The following is a 16405-nucleotide window of genomic DNA, read 5'->3' on the forward strand; positions in this document are numbered from 1 at the left end:
TTTGTTAAGCTTTCTCTCTTATTTAAACTAAATATTAACGAAGTAGTTGAAGAACACCTTGTGGCGTTTGGTTAGCTTGCGCCAACATTGCTTGAGAAGCTTGAGTGAGAATGTTGTTCTTAGTAAAGTCCATCATCTCTTTAGCCATATCTACATCGCGAATACGGGATTCAGCAGCAGATAGGTTCTCGGAAGATGCTCCCAAGTTGTTGATGGAATGTTCCAAACGATTTTGGTATGCGCCCAATTTAGAACGTTGCGTCGAAACATCGTCAAGTGCTTTTTGGATTGCGGAGATAGACGCTTGAGCAGCACCTTTAGAAGAAACACTGATTTTATCTACATGCAATGCTTTAGCACTCATGTCTTCTACTGCTACATTCATTGTTTGGGACGAATTTGCACCAATTTGGAATGTTGCAGAAGTATCAGTGATGTCTTTTTGAGCAGCTCTTGTAGTAAATGTAAACTCTTCGCCTACTTTTTCCAATCTGTTTGCCGTAGTGGAGGCTGTAAGAGCAATTGATGTTCCTCCGATAGTAACAGCTGTAGCGGTAGTAGCGATTTGTTTAGTAGTTTGTTTACCGGATGCATCAGTGATAGTAAGAGTAAAGCTACCAGCACCTGTAGGTGAAGTTACGCCAGAAATACGAACGTTGTAAGTATTATCACCGAACTGTGCACTTGTTGCGTTGTCGAACGAAATTGTTTTGAACAGATCCGAGTTAGATCTTTCATCGAATGCTTGTGTTCTTGCAGTCAGGTTTGTACCGCTCAGGTTACCGTTCAAAAGTTTCTTGGTGTTAAACTCAGTAGTATTTGCAATGCGATCCAACTCTTTAGTCAATTGGTTAACTTCTTTTTGAAGCTCACCACGGTCAGCATCGGTATTCGTATCATTGGAAGATTGAACTGCCAATTCACGCATACGCTGCAAGATGCTGTGAGTTTCAGTCAATGCGCCTTCAGCTGTTTGAATCAAGGAAATACCGTCTTGAGCGTTGCGTTGTGCTTGATCCAAACCACGAATTTGACCGCGCATTTTTTCGGAAATTGCCAAGCCAGCTGCGTCATCGCCAGCACGGTTAATACGAAGACCGGAAGACAATTTTTCAAGGGATTTACCCACTGCTGTGTTGTTACCAGAAAGTTGACGGTGAGTGTTCATTGCTGCAAGGTTGTGATTAATTCTCATTTCAATTCTTCCTCCTTGAAGGTTCGTTTTTCCCACTTCCATGTGGTTTCGACTATTCGAAAGTCGGCCGCCTTTCGAATGAGTTTCTATAAATATTATCGTAATAGTTAGATCCCCGATGTAGCCCTAAATATCGCCGTTTTAAGTCTAATTTCACTGTTTTTCGACATTTACCTTCAATTTATATCGCCTTAGCACTAGATATCTCTATATTAGTCTCTATCGCTATAGTTCCCTTGTCGTCCTCTAACAATCCCATTCAAATCCTTAAGACTAATTGCGATATTAGTGGCCTCTTTATTTGATTCCTGTATAGATAAGTAGACTTCCTTCCTGTATACGTCAACATTTCTCGGAGCCTTAATTCCAAGCTTAACCGTTTCTCCTTCAACCTCTAGAACAACCAGTTCTATCTGGTCACCAATCATTATAGATTCGCCCTTTTTACGACTTAGTACGAGCATTATGATTCACCGCCCATTTGAGAATCGTTTGCACGACTTTGCTTAATGAGACTATGTTTTGTTTTATATGGAGAATTATGCAAAATAATTTGCCTTCCAACTCTCTTCTTTACATTCACTACAACAGGAGCAAGAAGGTTGGTTGTTATGTTTTCAACATTAGTGGAGACCGTTACTATCGTCCACACCGCTACTTCTTGTTCATTATTAATTCCGAGCTCTTCCTGTACACCTTCCGATAACTGAAATTCATAGTCCGAGAAAAACAGGAATGGATTTGTAATAACAAAGGAAAGCTCCTTATTACTTATTGATTGTAAAAAGGCAAACGGCTCTTCTTCGCTTGATTGAACGATTACGTACTGCTGAAGCTCTTCAAAGCCTGGTAAACCTTGCGGGAAAGTAATAATGTCTATTTCCTCTACTTTAATTTCACCTAATTGCAAAGTATTGATTATCATCCTGTCTCCGCTCCTTTTTATTAAGAAAAGCTCCTTTCGGAGCTTTAAACACAAGCTATTGTATTCAGTGTACAAAAAAACTATAGATTTTCCAATCTATAGTTCTCTACGTTATAATCTTAGATCTAATTGAGGGGGCGTGATTTCAACTTTAGGGTATTGAAGCATATAGATGTCTAGCTTGCCTCTAATGACGTTCAACTCCGGTTTATTTACTCGAGCATTGACTTCAATAGAGCCCCCTATTACCTCAATTTGCGGCCTCTGAGCTGTATAGTGAATATCCACATTATCGGATGTTGCCAATCCAGCAATATTATACTCAGTACGCTCTGTAAATAGTTGTTTAGCATTCTCTACGATAGGGTTGCCGCCGGCTGCAATATTGCCTAAGCTATTACCTCGTTCAACGATTTTGGCAATTCCCTGTAAAGCAATATTCCGTGCCTCTGAATAGATTTTATTCATCGTCCCCAAATGACCGCCTCTGCATAAAGCATCCCATGCACGACTTTGATCGATCTGCATGTCTCCACGAGGAGATTCCATCTGAAGCCTAGGCTGTACCCTCTTCATTTCGTATGTAGCTTTGGGCTGTTTTTGCTCTAATGTCGCTGGATCTGCATCGATACCTAATTGAGCAAATTGCTGATGAATACTAATAGTAGGAAAAGATACCACTACAAGAATCCCCCCTAGCGTAAGAAATCAACTAGGCTAGGCTGAATGATTTTAGCGCCGGCAGATAAAGAGGCTTGATATACATTTTCACCCATTTTAAGATTCGTTATCACCTCTGCCATGTCGGCATCTTCCGTTTTAGATTGCAAGCCCTGAAGATTCGTTCCCATATCTTCCAATCTACCTTGAATCAGTTCAACGCGGTTGGTTCTAGCTCCAATTTCAGAACGCTTTTCAAGAAGCTTGTTCATTCTCGTATCGATTTTATCAATAGCCTGACTTACACCATCATAGTTATTGTTCCCGAGGTCAGTAATAAGGGTTTGTATGATCTGGAATGCATTATCCGGGTCAGTTGTTTCACCAAAGGTTTCCGTTCCCGTCACATTGATAGGAAGCTTGATGCCAGGCCCCATCTCGAATTGTAGCAAACCATGATCTGTGGTTTCCACCATAGCATTGGCTTCCGAATACGGCTTCGTATCCGTTAATTGTCCATTGAAGACATACTTTCCTTGGAACTTGCTATTGCCAATATCAACAAGTTGTCTATACATCTCTTCAATTTCGGTTTTAATAGCCTCCATTGCTGTATCCGGATTGGAACCATTAGACCCTTGAACTGCTAGCTCTCTTATATGCTGCATGACATTGCCCGCTTGTCCCAGCATTGTATCGGTGAAATCAAGATAAGATACCGCCGAATCAACATTCTTTTGAAATTGATCATTTGCGGAAAGCTCACTTCTGTACCTCATCGAAAAAGTAATTCCTACAGGATCATCGGAAGGAGCGTTCAATTTACGAGCTGTGGATAGCTGATTCTCCAAGTTGCTCATACGGCTCAAGTTAGAGCTGACGTTTCGTAACAATTGGTTACTAATCATATTTTGGGTAACTCTTGTCGTCATTCTCTCCACTTCCCACTAATTATTATCGTCCAACTACACCCATACCGTTGATAATTTTATCTAATGTTTCGTCAAATGTTGTCATTGCTCTCGCAGCTGCATTATAGGCATGCTGGAATTTAATCATATTGGACATTTCTTCATCAAGTGAAACACCGCTAACCGATTGCCTTCTTGATTCAACCTGGTCAACAAGAACTTTTTGATTTGTTGTTTGACGTTGAGCTTCTTTTGTTTGCACACCAAGCTGACCAACAACAGATCTGAAATAATCATCTACAGTTGCTTTTTGTGGATCCGTTGCCGTACCGAAGTTATATTGAGTATCTCTAACTTGAGAAATCATCAGTGCCATCGTGTTATTCCCTCTTACCACCTTCTCATCTAAGCCAGTACCGGTCGTCCGCAGGGAGGTTGCAATTAAATTCGGGTTATCTACAATAGCCGTGTTAATCTTCAATGATGCCGCAGTAATTACTTCTCCAGGATTTCCGGCAAAAAAAGGAATTCCCGATGGGGTATTGCTAAAGTTATAACCTAATTTGTGGAGACCATTAAAACCGTCCACTTCTACAGTTAAATCGTTAGCTAAGGTTCGATTTGCACCAGTGTATGTAATACCGTTAAGAATCGTACCCTCAGGTAGAACGGAATCCTTCGGGATTGTTACCGTGATTTTACCATTCACTAAGGTATTAGCCATTTTATCAAGCTCAGAAATATAATTTCTTACATACTGATCCCTAGATACGATCATTCCGTAAACTTCGCCGCTATTTAAATCTCCTGATGTAAACGCAGTGGCCAGAGTATCACTCGATACCGTTGCAGGTACATCGCCTGTTACAAGAGGAGTTCCTCCCATAGTAATATCATAACCTTGGTCGGTTTCCCTAACTTGAATATTGACAACTTTCGACAGCTCATCAGTTAACAAATCACGTTGATCTCGTAGGTCATTGGCGTCATCACCAAGTCCTTCAATACGTCTGATCTCTCCATTAAGATTAGAAATCGTACTAGTTAATGTATTAATTTGGCTAACTTTTACATTAATATTCTCTGTTAAATCAGCGCTTAAGTCGTTTAATTGTTTGCTTGTAGAATTAAAGGCATCCGCCATAGCCAACGCATTCTCTCGTACGATTTTGCGGCCATCTGTGCTCTCTGGGTTTTTACTAAGCTCAGACCATGATTTCCAAAAGTTATCGATGACAGTTCTAATGCCCGTCTCGGAAGGTTCTGTTATGATTTTCTCAAGTTTTTCTAATGTATCTTGCCTGATAGACCAGCTTCCGTAGGATTTATTTTCATTTCTAAACTGACTATCCAAAAAACCTTCTCTAATTCTGGTGATAGATCCAAATTCGACCCCCGTACCCAATTGCCCTGGTACAGCAGAATGAGTCATGCCTACGGCCTCAATTGGCCTTGATGTATTCATATTAACAACCTGTCTGGAATATCCAGCGGTATTAGCGTTAGCAATGTTATGTCCCGTAGTTTGCAAAGCGGCTTGTTGTGTAAACAAGCTTCGTTTGGAGGTCTCTAGTCCATGAAATGTCGAACGCATATCGTCACTCTCCCCAATTAAGCTCTTGCGTTAAAGTATCCGGTCTTATTAAAGCCTTTTGATCGTTGCGAAGGATTATGATAGAAACCGTCATCATCAGGGCCTACAATTACATCCAAAGAATAGTTTATAAATTTCATTGATTCCTCGATCAGCTGCTGATTCAACTGATTCATTTCCCTCAACTTCTGTATCGTCCCCAAAAGCTGCTTCTGCTTTCCTAACAGCAGCTTCTTGTCGTCCACATTAAACACAATTTTCGTCAGGTCGCTTACCGTCACCTTCGGATTCGGTTTATAACCCTTCTCGATCATATATTGGCCTATGGCTTCGACACGCTGCCCATCCAATTCGTTGATTTGCTTGATCAGCTTGTTTTCTTTCGCCACGATCTGCATCAGCTGTTCCACATCATTGCGGATGAGCACCTGCTTTTTCCGTTCACCCAGCTCAAGCAGACTCTCATGAATGTCGTTTAATGTTGTCATCGTTTGTATTAACGCTTCGAATGCCATGCTCATCCACCTATGGAATCAGAATTGGAATTACTTGATAAAAGGAAACAGCTTTTCAGCCAATGCTCTCGCATCGATTTTATAAGTACCGTTCGCTACCGACGTTTTTAATGCTTCCACTTTCTCTCGATTCTTCTCTGCTGCTGCCGCATTGTGTGTCTCCAATAGCTCTTTCGCCTCGCTGGAAATTTCGACTTGATCTTTCTTTTTGCCGGTCTTGCCCGTTCCTGATGATTGCATCGCTTCTTGGGACTTCATATATTGATTTACAGCCCCGACTCTATTCGTTCCATTTATCTTCATCGATGTTCACCTCTTTATATACATAAAATAACTCCACCGGATAAGCGCTACTACTTTTATCGGTGGAGTTTCTCTGAAAGTTTATATTAATTTGATAATATCATTGTTGGTGCCGATCCCGCAATCGGTCGGTGATTTTAAACTGCATCCGATTCGCATCCTCTTGCTGTGTATGCTTCCGCTGTTCATCTTCGCGAAGATTACTGGCGTCTTTCGTCAGCTTCGAGCGGCAGGAATCACATATGGTATGCACCCGGATAGGGGTATTACAGACTTCGCAATTGTAAGCCATATTAGGATTATTATTGATGGAAATCCGGCCTTCACGAATAAACTTCGTAATTTGTTTTATCGATACCCCCGTCGCTTCGCTCAATTCGGTTATATAGCAAGCGCGATTCTCCCTAAGATATTTCAAGCATTTTTCATACTGAAGATCGATTTCCTTAATGCAATTTCCACATAGACCGTAGTTGTTTTTGACATATACTCTCCCGCAACGCTGACAATTGTCTACATTTAAACTCATAATCTGCTCCCCTCCCATGAACGGTTCCCTGTTTGCTCTATTATTAGGTCTAGTGTACTGTAACACCCATGAGATTGTACACCATATTTTTTAACATATTTCGACAAATCGGATTACCTAGCCCAGCTAATTCCATACACATGTATGCCTTCAAGCTCTCGGCGCACCGTTTTGGCGCATTCGTTCAGTGTACTGCCCGTTGTGTAAACATCATCAATCATGTACAGCTTGATCGGCGAGTAGGCCGCCAGCTGCTTTAAGGCAATCGCCGATGCTGGAATCAGCGCAAAAACCCCCTGCAAATCTTCCAGCCGGTCTCCACGCGTCTTAAAGCTTTGTTTGTCGGTGTGCCTTGTCCGCTCCAGTAAGGGTATGACGGGGATGCCAGCTCTCTTGCCCAGCTCTTCAGCCAGCTGCTGTGCCTGATTAAAGCCCCGCTCCAGCTGCCTTTCTCTGCTAAGAGGCACGTACGTGATCAGCTCCCTAAAAGTCGGCTGTTCGTTCATGTCTTCCGCTCCGGATCTATGCAAATGATAGGCGTGCAGCAGCATCGTCCCAATGAGCTGGCGAAGCTTCTCGTGACCGCGATATTTGAATAATGCCAGCCATTCCTTCATTAACGGGCTGTAGGCTACCGCGCTGCGGTTTTGGACAAAAAATGTGTCCCGACGACGTAAACAGTCCGTACAATGGTCGGGCCTGCCGCACCGCTCGCAGCGAACCTGCAAGATCCATGGAACTGCCTCCAAGCAAGCGTCACACAATGGAAGCTCTCGATGCTTGCTATACCGGCCGCCGCATGCCGTGCAAGCGGACTTACTGGCTGAGAGCAGCCCCTCCGTTATTCGTACTAGCCGTTGCCAACCTTGTCGGAATCGGCTTCCTCCGCTCAAGCTTCACCCACTCCTTTTCCCCGTAAATATCCCTTCTTCCTGGCTAGTGTGTTCATTCCTTTTATTTGACGTACGGCCTCTAACTGAGCACGAGTCCTCTCTTTGGAAGCGAAATATACATGCCCTGCCGGGTCTTCCGCAGAACGCCCTGCTCTGCCCGCCATCTGCACCAATGCTGCCGAATCAAAAATAGGCTCGTCCGCATCTACAATCAGCACGTCGGACTTCGGAATCGTGACGCCCCTCTCAAGGATCGTTGTCGTTACCAAAATGCGGGTTTGCTTGCTGCGAAAATCGACAACCTTTTGACCTCGCTGCTCATCCTTGGAAGAAGTGCCTTCCGTAACGACTTGCGGAAACGTATTGCGCAGCAATCCGACCAACGGCTCCACCATATGGATCTTTGGAACAAAAACGAACAGCTGTGCGCCTCTATGTATCGAATGAGCCACGATCTGTTTCAGCTTGGGTGCGAGAGTCATCTTCTGCAGCTGTTGACGAACGGGCGGTGCAGGAACCAGCACGGGAACAGGCAAAGGGTGGCGATGGTAGCGTGCCGTTACTTTCACATGCGGCAATCGGCCGCTAGCGGCTGCCTTTTGCAGCTCACGCGGAGGTGTCGCGGACAGCAGAATCGTCGCTCCGTTCACCTTGCACACTTTTTCTGCAGCATACTGCAGTACGGGATTATTGTGGTAGGGGAACGCGTCCAGCTCATCTATGATCACCAGATCGAACGATTGATCGAACCGCAGCAGCTGATGCGTTGTAGCAATAGTAATAGGAGCCATATCCCACCGCTGATCACTGCCGCCATATAACGTGACAACCGGCGTGGGGTGGAACGCTTTTTCCAGCCGGGGCTTCAACTCCAGCACAACATCCTTCCGCGGAGTGGCGACAACTACTCTTCCGCCGCGCGCAACCGTATACTGGATCATGGGAAAAATCATCTCCGTCTTCCCCGCTCCAGTTACCGCCCAGATGAGAAACTTCGCCGGTCTATCTGGATGCATATGCCCCGATTGTAATTCATTCCCTTTCAAAAATAACAATGCTTGTCCCGACGCTTCCGCTTGAATCTCGCTTAGCCCCCACGGACTCAAGTAAGGCTCGAGCTTTGGCCCGGTATCCGCTATGGCTGAGGTGTTCGGTCTAACCATAAGGTTGCCTTTTGCCGGTTGAATGGATACTGAGCAATACCGGGACCGCCCCATGGTCAAGCATTCCTCACAATACGGACACTCCGTACCGCAATACATGCATTCGGTTAGCACCATGTGCTTCAGCCCGCTCCCGCATCGGCGGCAACGGAAGCTTCTTACCTGATGAATCCAGGGAAACTTGCGCTCCCTTATCATCTCAATCCCTTGATCCAATTGCAGCATGCCGTACAAATACGCTGTCTGCAAATAAGCCAATGGACGTGCCAACGCATCCGTGAGCCCATAATGCTCCATCAGCTGCTTCACTTCATCCAACAGCAAGCTCCGTCCTTGCATCCAATGGACCATCCGCTCGAGCTCATCCGCTAGAATAGGCATAGGGTCACCATGACTTTGCAAATAAGCCTCCCATTGCTTCCGCGTACAGTCTACCATCTGCAGCCCATCCGCCGGTAAAGGCAGCTCGAGCTGCGATGCTTGTTCTCTCACAGTCTTAAGAAAAACACCCGGTCCTGTAGCGCCTTTACCCGTCCAATCAAGCGCATTAAGCTTATCCCGCAATACGACAGCTTGTCCAAAAGAAATGGCCGGCTCCAGCATCCGGATCTTGATAGACTCCGAACGCTGACCGAACCAATAGTCCATATCAGCCACTATATCTATTGATAGGTTCCACTTCATAGAGTGATTATCGAGAACTACATATAGGATGGATTTCATTAATCACCTGCTAGTTCATAATTACATCGTTTTGTAAGCGGTTACCAAACCATCTTGGGCGCCAAGCCGAACAACAATAACCTGCTTATCTTCATATTGTCGGATCCATTCATCCATAGATTCAGGTCCTTCAAAGATACAAATATCCAGATTATTTTCCTTTCGGAAACGTTCGGCTATAGCTAGCGTATCATCCGTTGAGCCTTCGTCGGCGATAGTTACATGGACGTCTCTACCTTTGAGCCGCGAGAAAAACAGGAGCGAACGAATGTACCATTCCACTTGCATTTGATTATTATGTGTAATAAGCAATAGATGCGTTATCTTCCGGTCACTTTTCCGGTGCCGCCGATAACACCAATGCACCAAGGCAATACTTGCAGCATAGCTGCCAAAAATCCACAGTAACCCTAACATCATCGCGGCTCCCTCCCTTAAGACCAGTATATGCCGCAATGAGTTGGTTGGTTCCTGTTTTAGAGTGTGACCCAGCCGTTTTTAATAGCAATAATGACGGCTTGCGTCCGATCGTCAACCTCCATTTTTTGGAGAATGCTGCTGACGTGGTTTTTCACTGTTTTCTCACTAATATACAAAAACTCGCCGATCATCTTGTTGCTCTTTCCTTCGGCCATTAGACGAAGCACCTCGGCTTCTCTGCGCGTCAAAGGACTGTTGTCGGAATGGACGTATTTCACTCCCGCCTCTTTCGCTACCGCTCCGTTGCCGGCTACTCCGACCTCATCCAAATAAGTCATTCTGCGCAGCTGATTGATCAGCTTACCCGTTACCTTAGGATGTATGTAGGCATGTCCTGCAACGACAGAGCGAATTGCATTAATCAGCGACTCCGCCTCCATATCTTTGAGCAAATAGCCGGAAGCGCCTTTACGCAGCGTCTCGAATACATAGCTTTCGTCATCATGAATCGACAGAATGATTACCTTTATATCAGGAAAAATATCCTTCAGCTTCTCGGTAGCAACCACGCCGTTCTCGACCGGCATGTTAATATCCATTAATACGATATCCGGTGATAACGAATTACACAACTCGATGACCTGAATTCCGTCACCGCACTCGCCTACAACCTCAAGATCGTTCTCCATATTTAAAATGCGTTTGACCCCTTCGCGAAACAGCTGGTGGTCGTCTGCAAGCACGAGCTTTATATTGCGCTTCGTATTTCCCATGATGTCCATTATCTTACTCCTCCTTCGAGTCTAGTTTAATTGGAATCAACATCGATACCTTCGTGCCGGCCCCTTTAGCCGATTGAAGCTCCATTCTGCCCTCGAGCAGCTCAACACGCTCACGCATGCCTATTAAACCGTAATGACTTCCTTTCTCAATCTTTTTATCGATACTTTCAACAGCAAACCCGATTCCGTTATCGGTCACGACGATTTTGACCATTTGCTGCTGATAGGTTACCTCTAGTGTAACATGAGAAGCTTGCGCATGCTTCGCTACGTTGGAGAAAGCTTCTTGAACAAGGCGATAAATCGCGACTTCCATCCCCGACGGAAGACGGGAGTCTTTCCCCGTAAAATCGAACTGCGTGCGGATTCTCGATTTTTCCTCAAAATCCTGTACGAACTTCCTGACGGCCGGAATCAGACCGAGATCGTCCAAGGCCATTGGCCGGAGGTTAAATATGATTTTGCGGACTTCCTCAATCCCGCCTCGAACCTGTCCTTTCAGGTCCACCAGCTCTTCTTTAACAGAAGTATAGGCTTGCTTGGTAAGCATCCGTTCGGCGATTTCCGTTCGCAGCACGACGTTTGCCATCGTTTGTGCCAAGCCGTCGTGTATTTCCCGGGCAATCCGTTTGCGTTCCTCTTCCTGGGCCAAAATAATCTTCAAACCAAGCAGCTGTCGATTTTTGGCGGATTCCAGCAACCGGGTTACCTGGTTCAAATCTCCCGACAGGTACTCAAGAACTACATTCACTTGCGAGACGACCGATTCCGCTCTCTCCAGTTGTTTATCGACATTTTTAATCCTTTTTTGCAGATCGTCCCGTCTCGCCTTCAGGTACAGCTCCTTCTCCCTGTAGGTAGCGAGCTGAGTTTGCATCTGCGTGGCGAATTCGTAAGCGGTCCGTATGTCCTCTTCCTTGAATCGTTTAAAATCACGGCTTACCTCGGTCAAACGGATGCGAGCCCGCCTATATTCCATTTCAATATGATCGACCATATCGATCGTTTTCGTCGTTTCGTCGATAACTTGCTCCAGTTCGTTATTAAGTGCGTTCCGCTCTGACCGGACATTCTCGCAAATTTCAAATATCTGATATTTGCTGCTCTCCATGACGTCAATCGCATTTTTAATAATGCGGTCCAATGCGTCCACTTGCATATGCCAGGCCCCTTCATTAACGATTCCATATGGAGAAGCCTGTTCGACCCCGAGTGTCGGACAGGCTCCTAGCAATATAGTACCATATTTATCGACGTTTGTAAGAGGAGCATGGAACTAATTATTGCAGAGTAATTTGCTGCGTTTTCTCATCCCATGTTACTTTCCAGCCGAGATTCTCGGATAAAATCCGAAGCGGTACCATCGTCACATCTTTCATAATCCTTGGCGCGACCTCCGCCGTAATCCGTTTTCCATTCACAATCAGATCGGGATTGTCGATCCAAAGATCGATCATTTTATCGCCTCGAATCACCGTCACCTTACGCTCATTATCGTCCCATCGGACAGTGCCGCCCAGTGCATCCGTTACGAAACGGATAGGGAGCAACGTATTCCCGCTAATTATGACCGGAGCTTGCTCCAAGGTCATATTTTTGCTGTTCACTGTAACCGCCGTCTTATTCACGGTCAGTTTCACCGAGTTGTTCGATGGAGTTGTAATCTGGCCTTTGTAACTAAACGTAATATCGTCGAGGCCGACTTTGCCAACGGCAGCCCGCTCGTCTTGACCCATTTTGTCGTTGACTACATAGACACTCTTTACGGTAATCGGATACTTCAAGTCATATGCCGACAAATCAACGGAAAGCTGCTTCCACCCTTTCCAGTTAATGTTCGGGGTGAGCTCTACATAATAAATCTTACCGCTGTTATCTTTAATTTCCGTTTTCAGAGCATTGAGGCTCTCATCACCATTGACTTTCAATTTCAAAAGCTGCGGCTGGCCTTCAATCTGGATGCCCGTGTCCATATCGGCATAGGCCCATTTGGTCCCTTCGCCTTTGGTGAAGTCATACGCCAACTCCAAATATTTGTTCTTGTTTTCTTCCCGAATATAGACCGAAGTCGTTACGCCTTCCGGAAGCGGTCTGGAGAGCGTCATCACCGCATTGGTGTCCAGATCGTACCACACCTTGTCCTTACCAATAGCAAGAGTCAGCATCGTGCTGTAGCCGTCATAACGGGCGATAAGCTGAACCTGGGTTGCACCAGCGAGACTTTCGACGTTCAGAACGCCGTTTTTAACTTCGCCTTTCATGCCGAGCACTTCCCATTGGATCAGCTCAGCCGGCACCTCTCTGGATTTCCCGGATTTTGTCGTCGCAATGACAGGAAGCTTGTAAGAGGAGCCTTCGGACAAAGCGATGTCGCTTCCGCTAATTCGGAGCCCCGCCAGCTGATCCCGTCCTACGACCGGAATTTCAGCGGATTGCGTTCCATTGCCCGATTTAGCCGTTACTTTTGCTGTTCCTACTTTGGTTGGTGTAAATACATTCTCATTAAACGTGCCCGCTTGATTATCGGAGCTCCATTGTGCTACTACATTATCGGATACAACCGGATTGTAAAAAATATCATAGCCTTTAAACTTCAATGGCACTTGTTCGTTCAAAAATAAAAATTCAGGCGCTTGGATAAACAATGCGCTGACATCGCCTTTAGGTGCGGTAGAATAAACACCGACTCCGTTAACGACTTTTCGCTGAACGCCTGTCTCCGTCTTATTGACCAATACGGGGTTAAATTCCCCTAACGGCCGGGCAACCATCTGGGTCGATCCGCCGCCGTCCAGGTTCATCCCTTTCCATACGCCGACTTTGATCATAAACTGCTGCAGCTCTGTCATGCTCAAGCCTTTGCTTTCTCCGCTATTATCCACTGTAATGAGATAAGCCTTTTTCATGTCTTGCGAGTACCCAATGGCTGTTCGGGAACGGTAGCAGCACAGATCGTCCACGGTTCTTGAAAACTCGGTAGCTTGCCCCCCATCTACCATGATGGTATGGCCGCCGATCATCATTTTGAAATTTTTCGCATCATACTTTTTGCTTGGATCTTGAGGAAGAATCTCATAATCCGCTACCAACGGATCTCCGACCTTCATATGCTCACGAACAAAGTCCGCCGCTTTCCCGGAAGCTCTAAGTATGTATCCGTCTTGAGGAGCAATCATATCGATGATCGCATTATCAGCGATTTTTGTTATAATTCCTTTTTGGACCAGGACTTCTGTCGGCACGGTAACACCATCATTGGAACGGTCCACCTGTCCCCATGCATTAGTGTACATGAACATGGCGTCAATATGGCTGTGCTCGCCGCCCGGCTCAAACCAGTAATACGTTTTATTGATACCGCCGAGAGCGAATTTCGCCCCGTCTTTTGCCTTTATGGAACCTTGAAACGTAAACAAATCTACTATCGGCACATTGTCCTTGGTCAACGCGAAGGAATAAAAACCAGGCAAATAAGGAGGCGTTGCCACCAGCTGTCCGTTGGATATTTCCGGTCCCATCGGAACCCCTTCCGCCTTCGTATTATAAAAATCCCCGTTGACCCCGGCTACCGCCTTGGTTTCTGTAGCCATTCCCAATATGCTCTGCTCTTTGGTCAGCTGGTTGTTCGTGCCTGTCATGACATCCAACTTCACATAGGGATTGGTCAAATCGACCTCGATGACATTACCATTCGTCATATACTCTTTATTGCTTCGTGTCGATTTCCAAACATATTTTTTGAGAACTGCGCCCGTCGTTAATATATCTTGGCCTACTAACGTTACTGTCGGTTCCGTCGCAGCGTACACTTGTGTTGTAGATAAAAGAGGCGACATGCTTATCACAGCCGATAAGACTATTGAAGACATACGAATCCATAACTTATGCTTACTCACGTTGCGTTCTCCCTTCTATTTCCCACTCTCCTTAATCTTAGACTCTATTACTATGGAAAAAGTTACGTTTTGCTAGATTAAAATAAGATAAAATCCACCTTAAATTCGCTATATTTGAACATTTCGCGACAGACAAACAAAAAAGCCCGGTTCTCATAAAAGAACCAGGCTTTGGTATCTGAAGCAGATGAAATTATACTAATGCATCGCGCTTAAGAAGCTCGGCTTTGTCCGTACGCTCCCAAGGCAGATCCACGTCTGTACGGCCGAAATGACCGTATGCAGCCGTTTGTTTGTAGATAGGTCGGCGAAGATCCAATTGCTTGATAATGCCCGCAGGACGAAGATCGAAATGCTGGCGGATCACTTCAACCAATTTCTCTTCAGACACTTTCCCTGTGCCGAATGTGTCAACTGCGATCGAAACCGGTTGTGCTACACCGATTGCGTATGCAAGCTGAACTTCGCATTTGTCTGCAAGGCCTGCAGCAACGACGTTTTTAGCTACGTAACGAGCCGCGTAAGCGCCGGAGCGGTCAACTTTTGTCGGATCCTTACCGGAGAACGCACCGCCGCCATGACGTGCGTAGCCGCCATAGGTGTCAACGATGATTTTACGGCCAGTCAGACCAGCGTCACCTTGAGGTCCGCCGATAACGAAACGACCTGTCGGGTTTATGAAATACTTAGTGTTTGCATCAAGGAACTTCTCAGGCACGATAGGCTTAATAACGTGCTCTTTGATATCCGCTTGGATTTGCTCCAAAGTTACTTCTTCACCGTGCTGAGTCGATACAACGATTGTATCAACGCGTACTGGTGTATCACCTTCATACTCAACCGTTACTTGCGTTTTGCCGTCCGGACGAAGATATGGCAATGTACCGTTCTTACGAACTTCAGACAAACGACGGGACAATTGGTGAGAGATAGAGATTGGAAGTGGCATCAGTTCTGGCGTTTCATTAACCGCAAAACCGAACATCATCCCTTGGTCACCCGCACCAATAGCTTCGATCTGCTCGTCCGTCATTTGACCTTCACGTGCTTCTAGCGCTTTGTTAACGCCTTGTGCAATGTCTGGGGATTGTTCGTTCAAGGAAACGAGCACCGCGCAAGTTTTGGAATCAAAGCCATACTTCGCACGAGTATAGCCAATATCCTGGATCGCTTGGCGAGCAATCGATTGAATGTCTACATATTCGGATTGGCTTGTAATTTCTCCGATCACCAATACCAAACCTGTAGCTACAGAAACTTCGCACGCTACACGTGCATTGGGATCATTAGCAAGAAATGCGTCTAACACTGCATCGGAAATCTGATCGCAGATTTTATCCGGATGCCCTTCTGTAACGGACTCGGATGTAAATAAGCGTCGACCGCGTGGAATGGACATACTATCGACCTCCTATAAGTAGTATTCTTAAATAAAAAGTATACATACAAAAAAATCAACCTTTTCCTAGTGGAAAAGGTTTCTTTAAACATGACCTTCTTTAAGTTATGTTACTGGATTTGTCGAGTACTGTCAATAATATTGCATGAGTTCCCACAAAAATAACATATTTTTTAATTAATAGAAGCTGCATCATTCTTGGACTACAAATTAAACATCATTTCCTCAGCTTTACGTATTAACCTGCTTGTAATAGCTCCGCCAACGGCTCCTGCATCGCGGGATGCAATATGGCCCCAGTAGTCTTCCTTCATCGAATATTGAGGAATTGCGCCTAATTCTGTAGCAAATTCGACATTGGCGCTTGCGTTCGACATCGACTTTCCAACTGGTAAACCAAGCTCTGCAGCAATCTCATACTTCAATGCATCCAACGCTTGCTTACTTTCAGGTACAACCTTTTTGGCTTTTGCCATGAAGTCCACCTCCAAAAGTGA

Annotated in this window: 17 protein-coding genes; all 17 read right to left on the minus strand. The window is 45.3% G+C overall.

From position 1 onward, the window contains the following. Nucleotides 1–34: 34 nt before the first annotated feature. Nucleotides 35–1195: a flagellin N-terminal helical domain-containing protein gene (locus tag DVH26_RS36490; RefSeq protein WP_239630472.1), complete on the minus strand. Its 1161-nt coding sequence runs from the start codon at nt 1193–1195 to the stop codon at nt 35–37. Between the two features lie 212 nt (nt 1196–1407). Then, nucleotides 1408–1659 (minus strand): carbon storage regulator CsrA, encoded by a 252-nt coding sequence (gene csrA, locus DVH26_RS36495; protein WP_239630473.1) that lies wholly within the window; start codon nt 1657–1659, stop codon nt 1408–1410. Beyond that, nucleotides 1659–2120 carry a flagellar assembly protein FliW gene (gene fliW / locus DVH26_RS36500; protein WP_239630474.1) on the minus strand — a complete coding sequence of 154 codons (462 nt, stop codon included), beginning with the start codon at nt 2118–2120 and terminating at the stop codon, nt 1659–1661. The genes csrA and fliW overlap by 1 nt, the downstream gene beginning before the upstream one ends. A gap of 111 nt (nt 2121–2231) precedes the next feature. After that, nucleotides 2232–2801 carry a DUF6470 family protein gene (locus DVH26_RS36505; protein WP_239630475.1) on the minus strand — a complete coding sequence of 190 codons (570 nt, stop codon included), beginning with the start codon at nt 2799–2801 and terminating at the stop codon, nt 2232–2234. A gap of 14 nt (nt 2802–2815) precedes the next feature. Continuing rightward, nucleotides 2816–3712 (minus strand): flagellar hook-associated protein FlgL, encoded by an 897-nt coding sequence (gene flgL / locus DVH26_RS36510; protein ID WP_239630476.1) that lies wholly within the window; start codon nt 3710–3712, stop codon nt 2816–2818. A 22-nt stretch (nt 3713–3734) separates the two neighbouring features. Next, nucleotides 3735–5285, minus strand: a complete 1551-nt coding sequence (gene flgK / locus DVH26_RS36515) for a flagellar hook-associated protein FlgK (RefSeq protein ID WP_239630477.1) — start codon at nt 5283–5285, stop codon at nt 3735–3737. 17 nt (nt 5286–5302) lie between these two features. Beyond that, the gene (locus DVH26_RS36520) at nt 5303–5800 is read right to left on the minus strand and encodes a flagellar protein FlgN (protein WP_239630478.1); all 498 of its coding nucleotides are present in this window, start codon (nt 5798–5800) and stop codon (nt 5303–5305) included. A gap of 30 nt (nt 5801–5830) precedes the next feature. After that, nucleotides 5831–6103, minus strand: a complete 273-nt coding sequence (gene flgM, locus DVH26_RS36525; RefSeq protein ID WP_239630479.1) for a flagellar biosynthesis anti-sigma factor FlgM — start codon at nt 6101–6103, stop codon at nt 5831–5833. 100 nt (nt 6104–6203) lie between these two features. After that, on the minus strand, nt 6204–6632 hold the full coding sequence (locus DVH26_RS36530; RefSeq protein WP_239630480.1) for a flagellar protein: 429 nt from the start codon (nt 6630–6632) through the stop codon (nt 6204–6206). 113 nt (nt 6633–6745) lie between these two features. Beyond that, a complete protein-coding gene (locus DVH26_RS36535; RefSeq protein ID WP_239630481.1) occupies nt 6746–7360 on the minus strand; it encodes a ComF family protein in 615 nt (204 codons plus the stop codon). A gap of 161 nt (nt 7361–7521) precedes the next feature. Continuing rightward, the gene (locus tag DVH26_RS36540) at nt 7522–9411 is read right to left on the minus strand and encodes an ATP-dependent helicase ComFA (RefSeq protein ID WP_239630482.1); all 1890 of its coding nucleotides are present in this window, start codon (nt 9409–9411) and stop codon (nt 7522–7524) included. A gap of 21 nt (nt 9412–9432) precedes the next feature. Next, nucleotides 9433–9831 carry a glycosyltransferase family 2 protein gene (locus DVH26_RS36545; protein WP_239630483.1) on the minus strand — a complete coding sequence of 133 codons (399 nt, stop codon included), beginning with the start codon at nt 9829–9831 and terminating at the stop codon, nt 9433–9435. A gap of 56 nt (nt 9832–9887) precedes the next feature. Then, nucleotides 9888–10613, minus strand: coding sequence for a response regulator (locus DVH26_RS36550; RefSeq protein ID WP_239630484.1), 726 nt, complete (start codon nt 10611–10613; stop codon nt 9888–9890). A 4-nt stretch (nt 10614–10617) separates the two neighbouring features. Further along, nucleotides 10618–11772 (minus strand): sensor histidine kinase, encoded by a 1155-nt coding sequence (locus tag DVH26_RS36555; RefSeq protein WP_239630485.1) that lies wholly within the window; start codon nt 11770–11772, stop codon nt 10618–10620. Nucleotides 11773–11893: 121 nt separating this feature from the next. Then, entirely contained in the window at nt 11894–14509 is a 2616-nt protein-coding gene (locus DVH26_RS36560) for a stalk domain-containing protein (protein ID WP_239630486.1), read from the minus strand. 193 nt (nt 14510–14702) lie between these two features. Then, nucleotides 14703–15908: a methionine adenosyltransferase gene (gene metK / locus DVH26_RS36565; RefSeq protein WP_239630487.1), complete on the minus strand. Its 1206-nt coding sequence runs from the start codon at nt 15906–15908 to the stop codon at nt 14703–14705. A 203-nt stretch (nt 15909–16111) separates the two neighbouring features. After that, nucleotides 16112–16384 (minus strand): alpha/beta-type small acid-soluble spore protein, encoded by a 273-nt coding sequence (locus tag DVH26_RS36570; RefSeq protein WP_239630488.1) that lies wholly within the window; start codon nt 16382–16384, stop codon nt 16112–16114. Between the last annotated feature and the right edge of the window lie 21 nt (nt 16385–16405).

The sequence above is a fragment of the Paenibacillus sp. H1-7 genome (assembly GCF_022354825.1).
Taxonomy (GTDB): Bacteria; Bacillota; Bacilli; order Paenibacillales; family NBRC-103111; genus Paenibacillus_S.

Excerpts from the sequence above, each read along its gene's own strand:
- DVH26_RS36490 (WP_239630472.1), bottom strand. The coding sequence starts at position 1,195 with ATGAGAATTAATCACAACCTTGCAGCAATGAACACTCACCGTCAACTT.
- csrA (WP_239630473.1), bottom strand. The coding sequence starts at position 1,659 with ATGCTCGTACTAAGTCGTAAAAAGGGCGAATCTATAATGATTGGTGAC.
- fliW (WP_239630474.1), bottom strand. The coding sequence starts at position 2,120 with ATGATAATCAATACTTTGCAATTAGGTGAAATTAAAGTAGAGGAAATA.
- flgL (WP_239630476.1), bottom strand. The coding sequence starts at position 3,712 with ATGACGACAAGAGTTACCCAAAATATGATTAGTAACCAATTGTTACGA.
- flgK (WP_239630477.1), bottom strand. The coding sequence starts at position 5,285 with ATGCGTTCGACATTTCATGGACTAGAGACCTCCAAACGAAGCTTGTTT.
- DVH26_RS36520 (WP_239630478.1), bottom strand. The coding sequence starts at position 5,800 with ATGGCATTCGAAGCGTTAATACAAACGATGACAACATTAAACGACATT.
- flgM (WP_239630479.1), bottom strand. The coding sequence starts at position 6,103 with ATGAAGATAAATGGAACGAATAGAGTCGGGGCTGTAAATCAATATATG.
- DVH26_RS36530 (WP_239630480.1), bottom strand. The coding sequence starts at position 6,632 with ATGAGTTTAAATGTAGACAATTGTCAGCGTTGCGGGAGAGTATATGTC.
- DVH26_RS36540 (WP_239630482.1), bottom strand. The coding sequence starts at position 9,411 with ATGAAATCCATCCTATATGTAGTTCTCGATAATCACTCTATGAAGTGG.
- DVH26_RS36545 (WP_239630483.1), bottom strand. The coding sequence starts at position 9,831 with ATGATGTTAGGGTTACTGTGGATTTTTGGCAGCTATGCTGCAAGTATT.
- DVH26_RS36550 (WP_239630484.1), bottom strand. The coding sequence starts at position 10,613 with ATGGACATCATGGGAAATACGAAGCGCAATATAAAGCTCGTGCTTGCA.
- DVH26_RS36555 (WP_239630485.1), bottom strand. The coding sequence starts at position 11,772 with ATGCAAGTGGACGCATTGGACCGCATTATTAAAAATGCGATTGACGTC.
- metK (WP_239630487.1), bottom strand. The coding sequence starts at position 15,908 with ATGTCCATTCCACGCGGTCGACGCTTATTTACATCCGAGTCCGTTACA.
- DVH26_RS36570 (WP_239630488.1), bottom strand. The coding sequence starts at position 16,384 with ATGGCAAAAGCCAAAAAGGTTGTACCTGAAAGTAAGCAAGCGTTGGAT.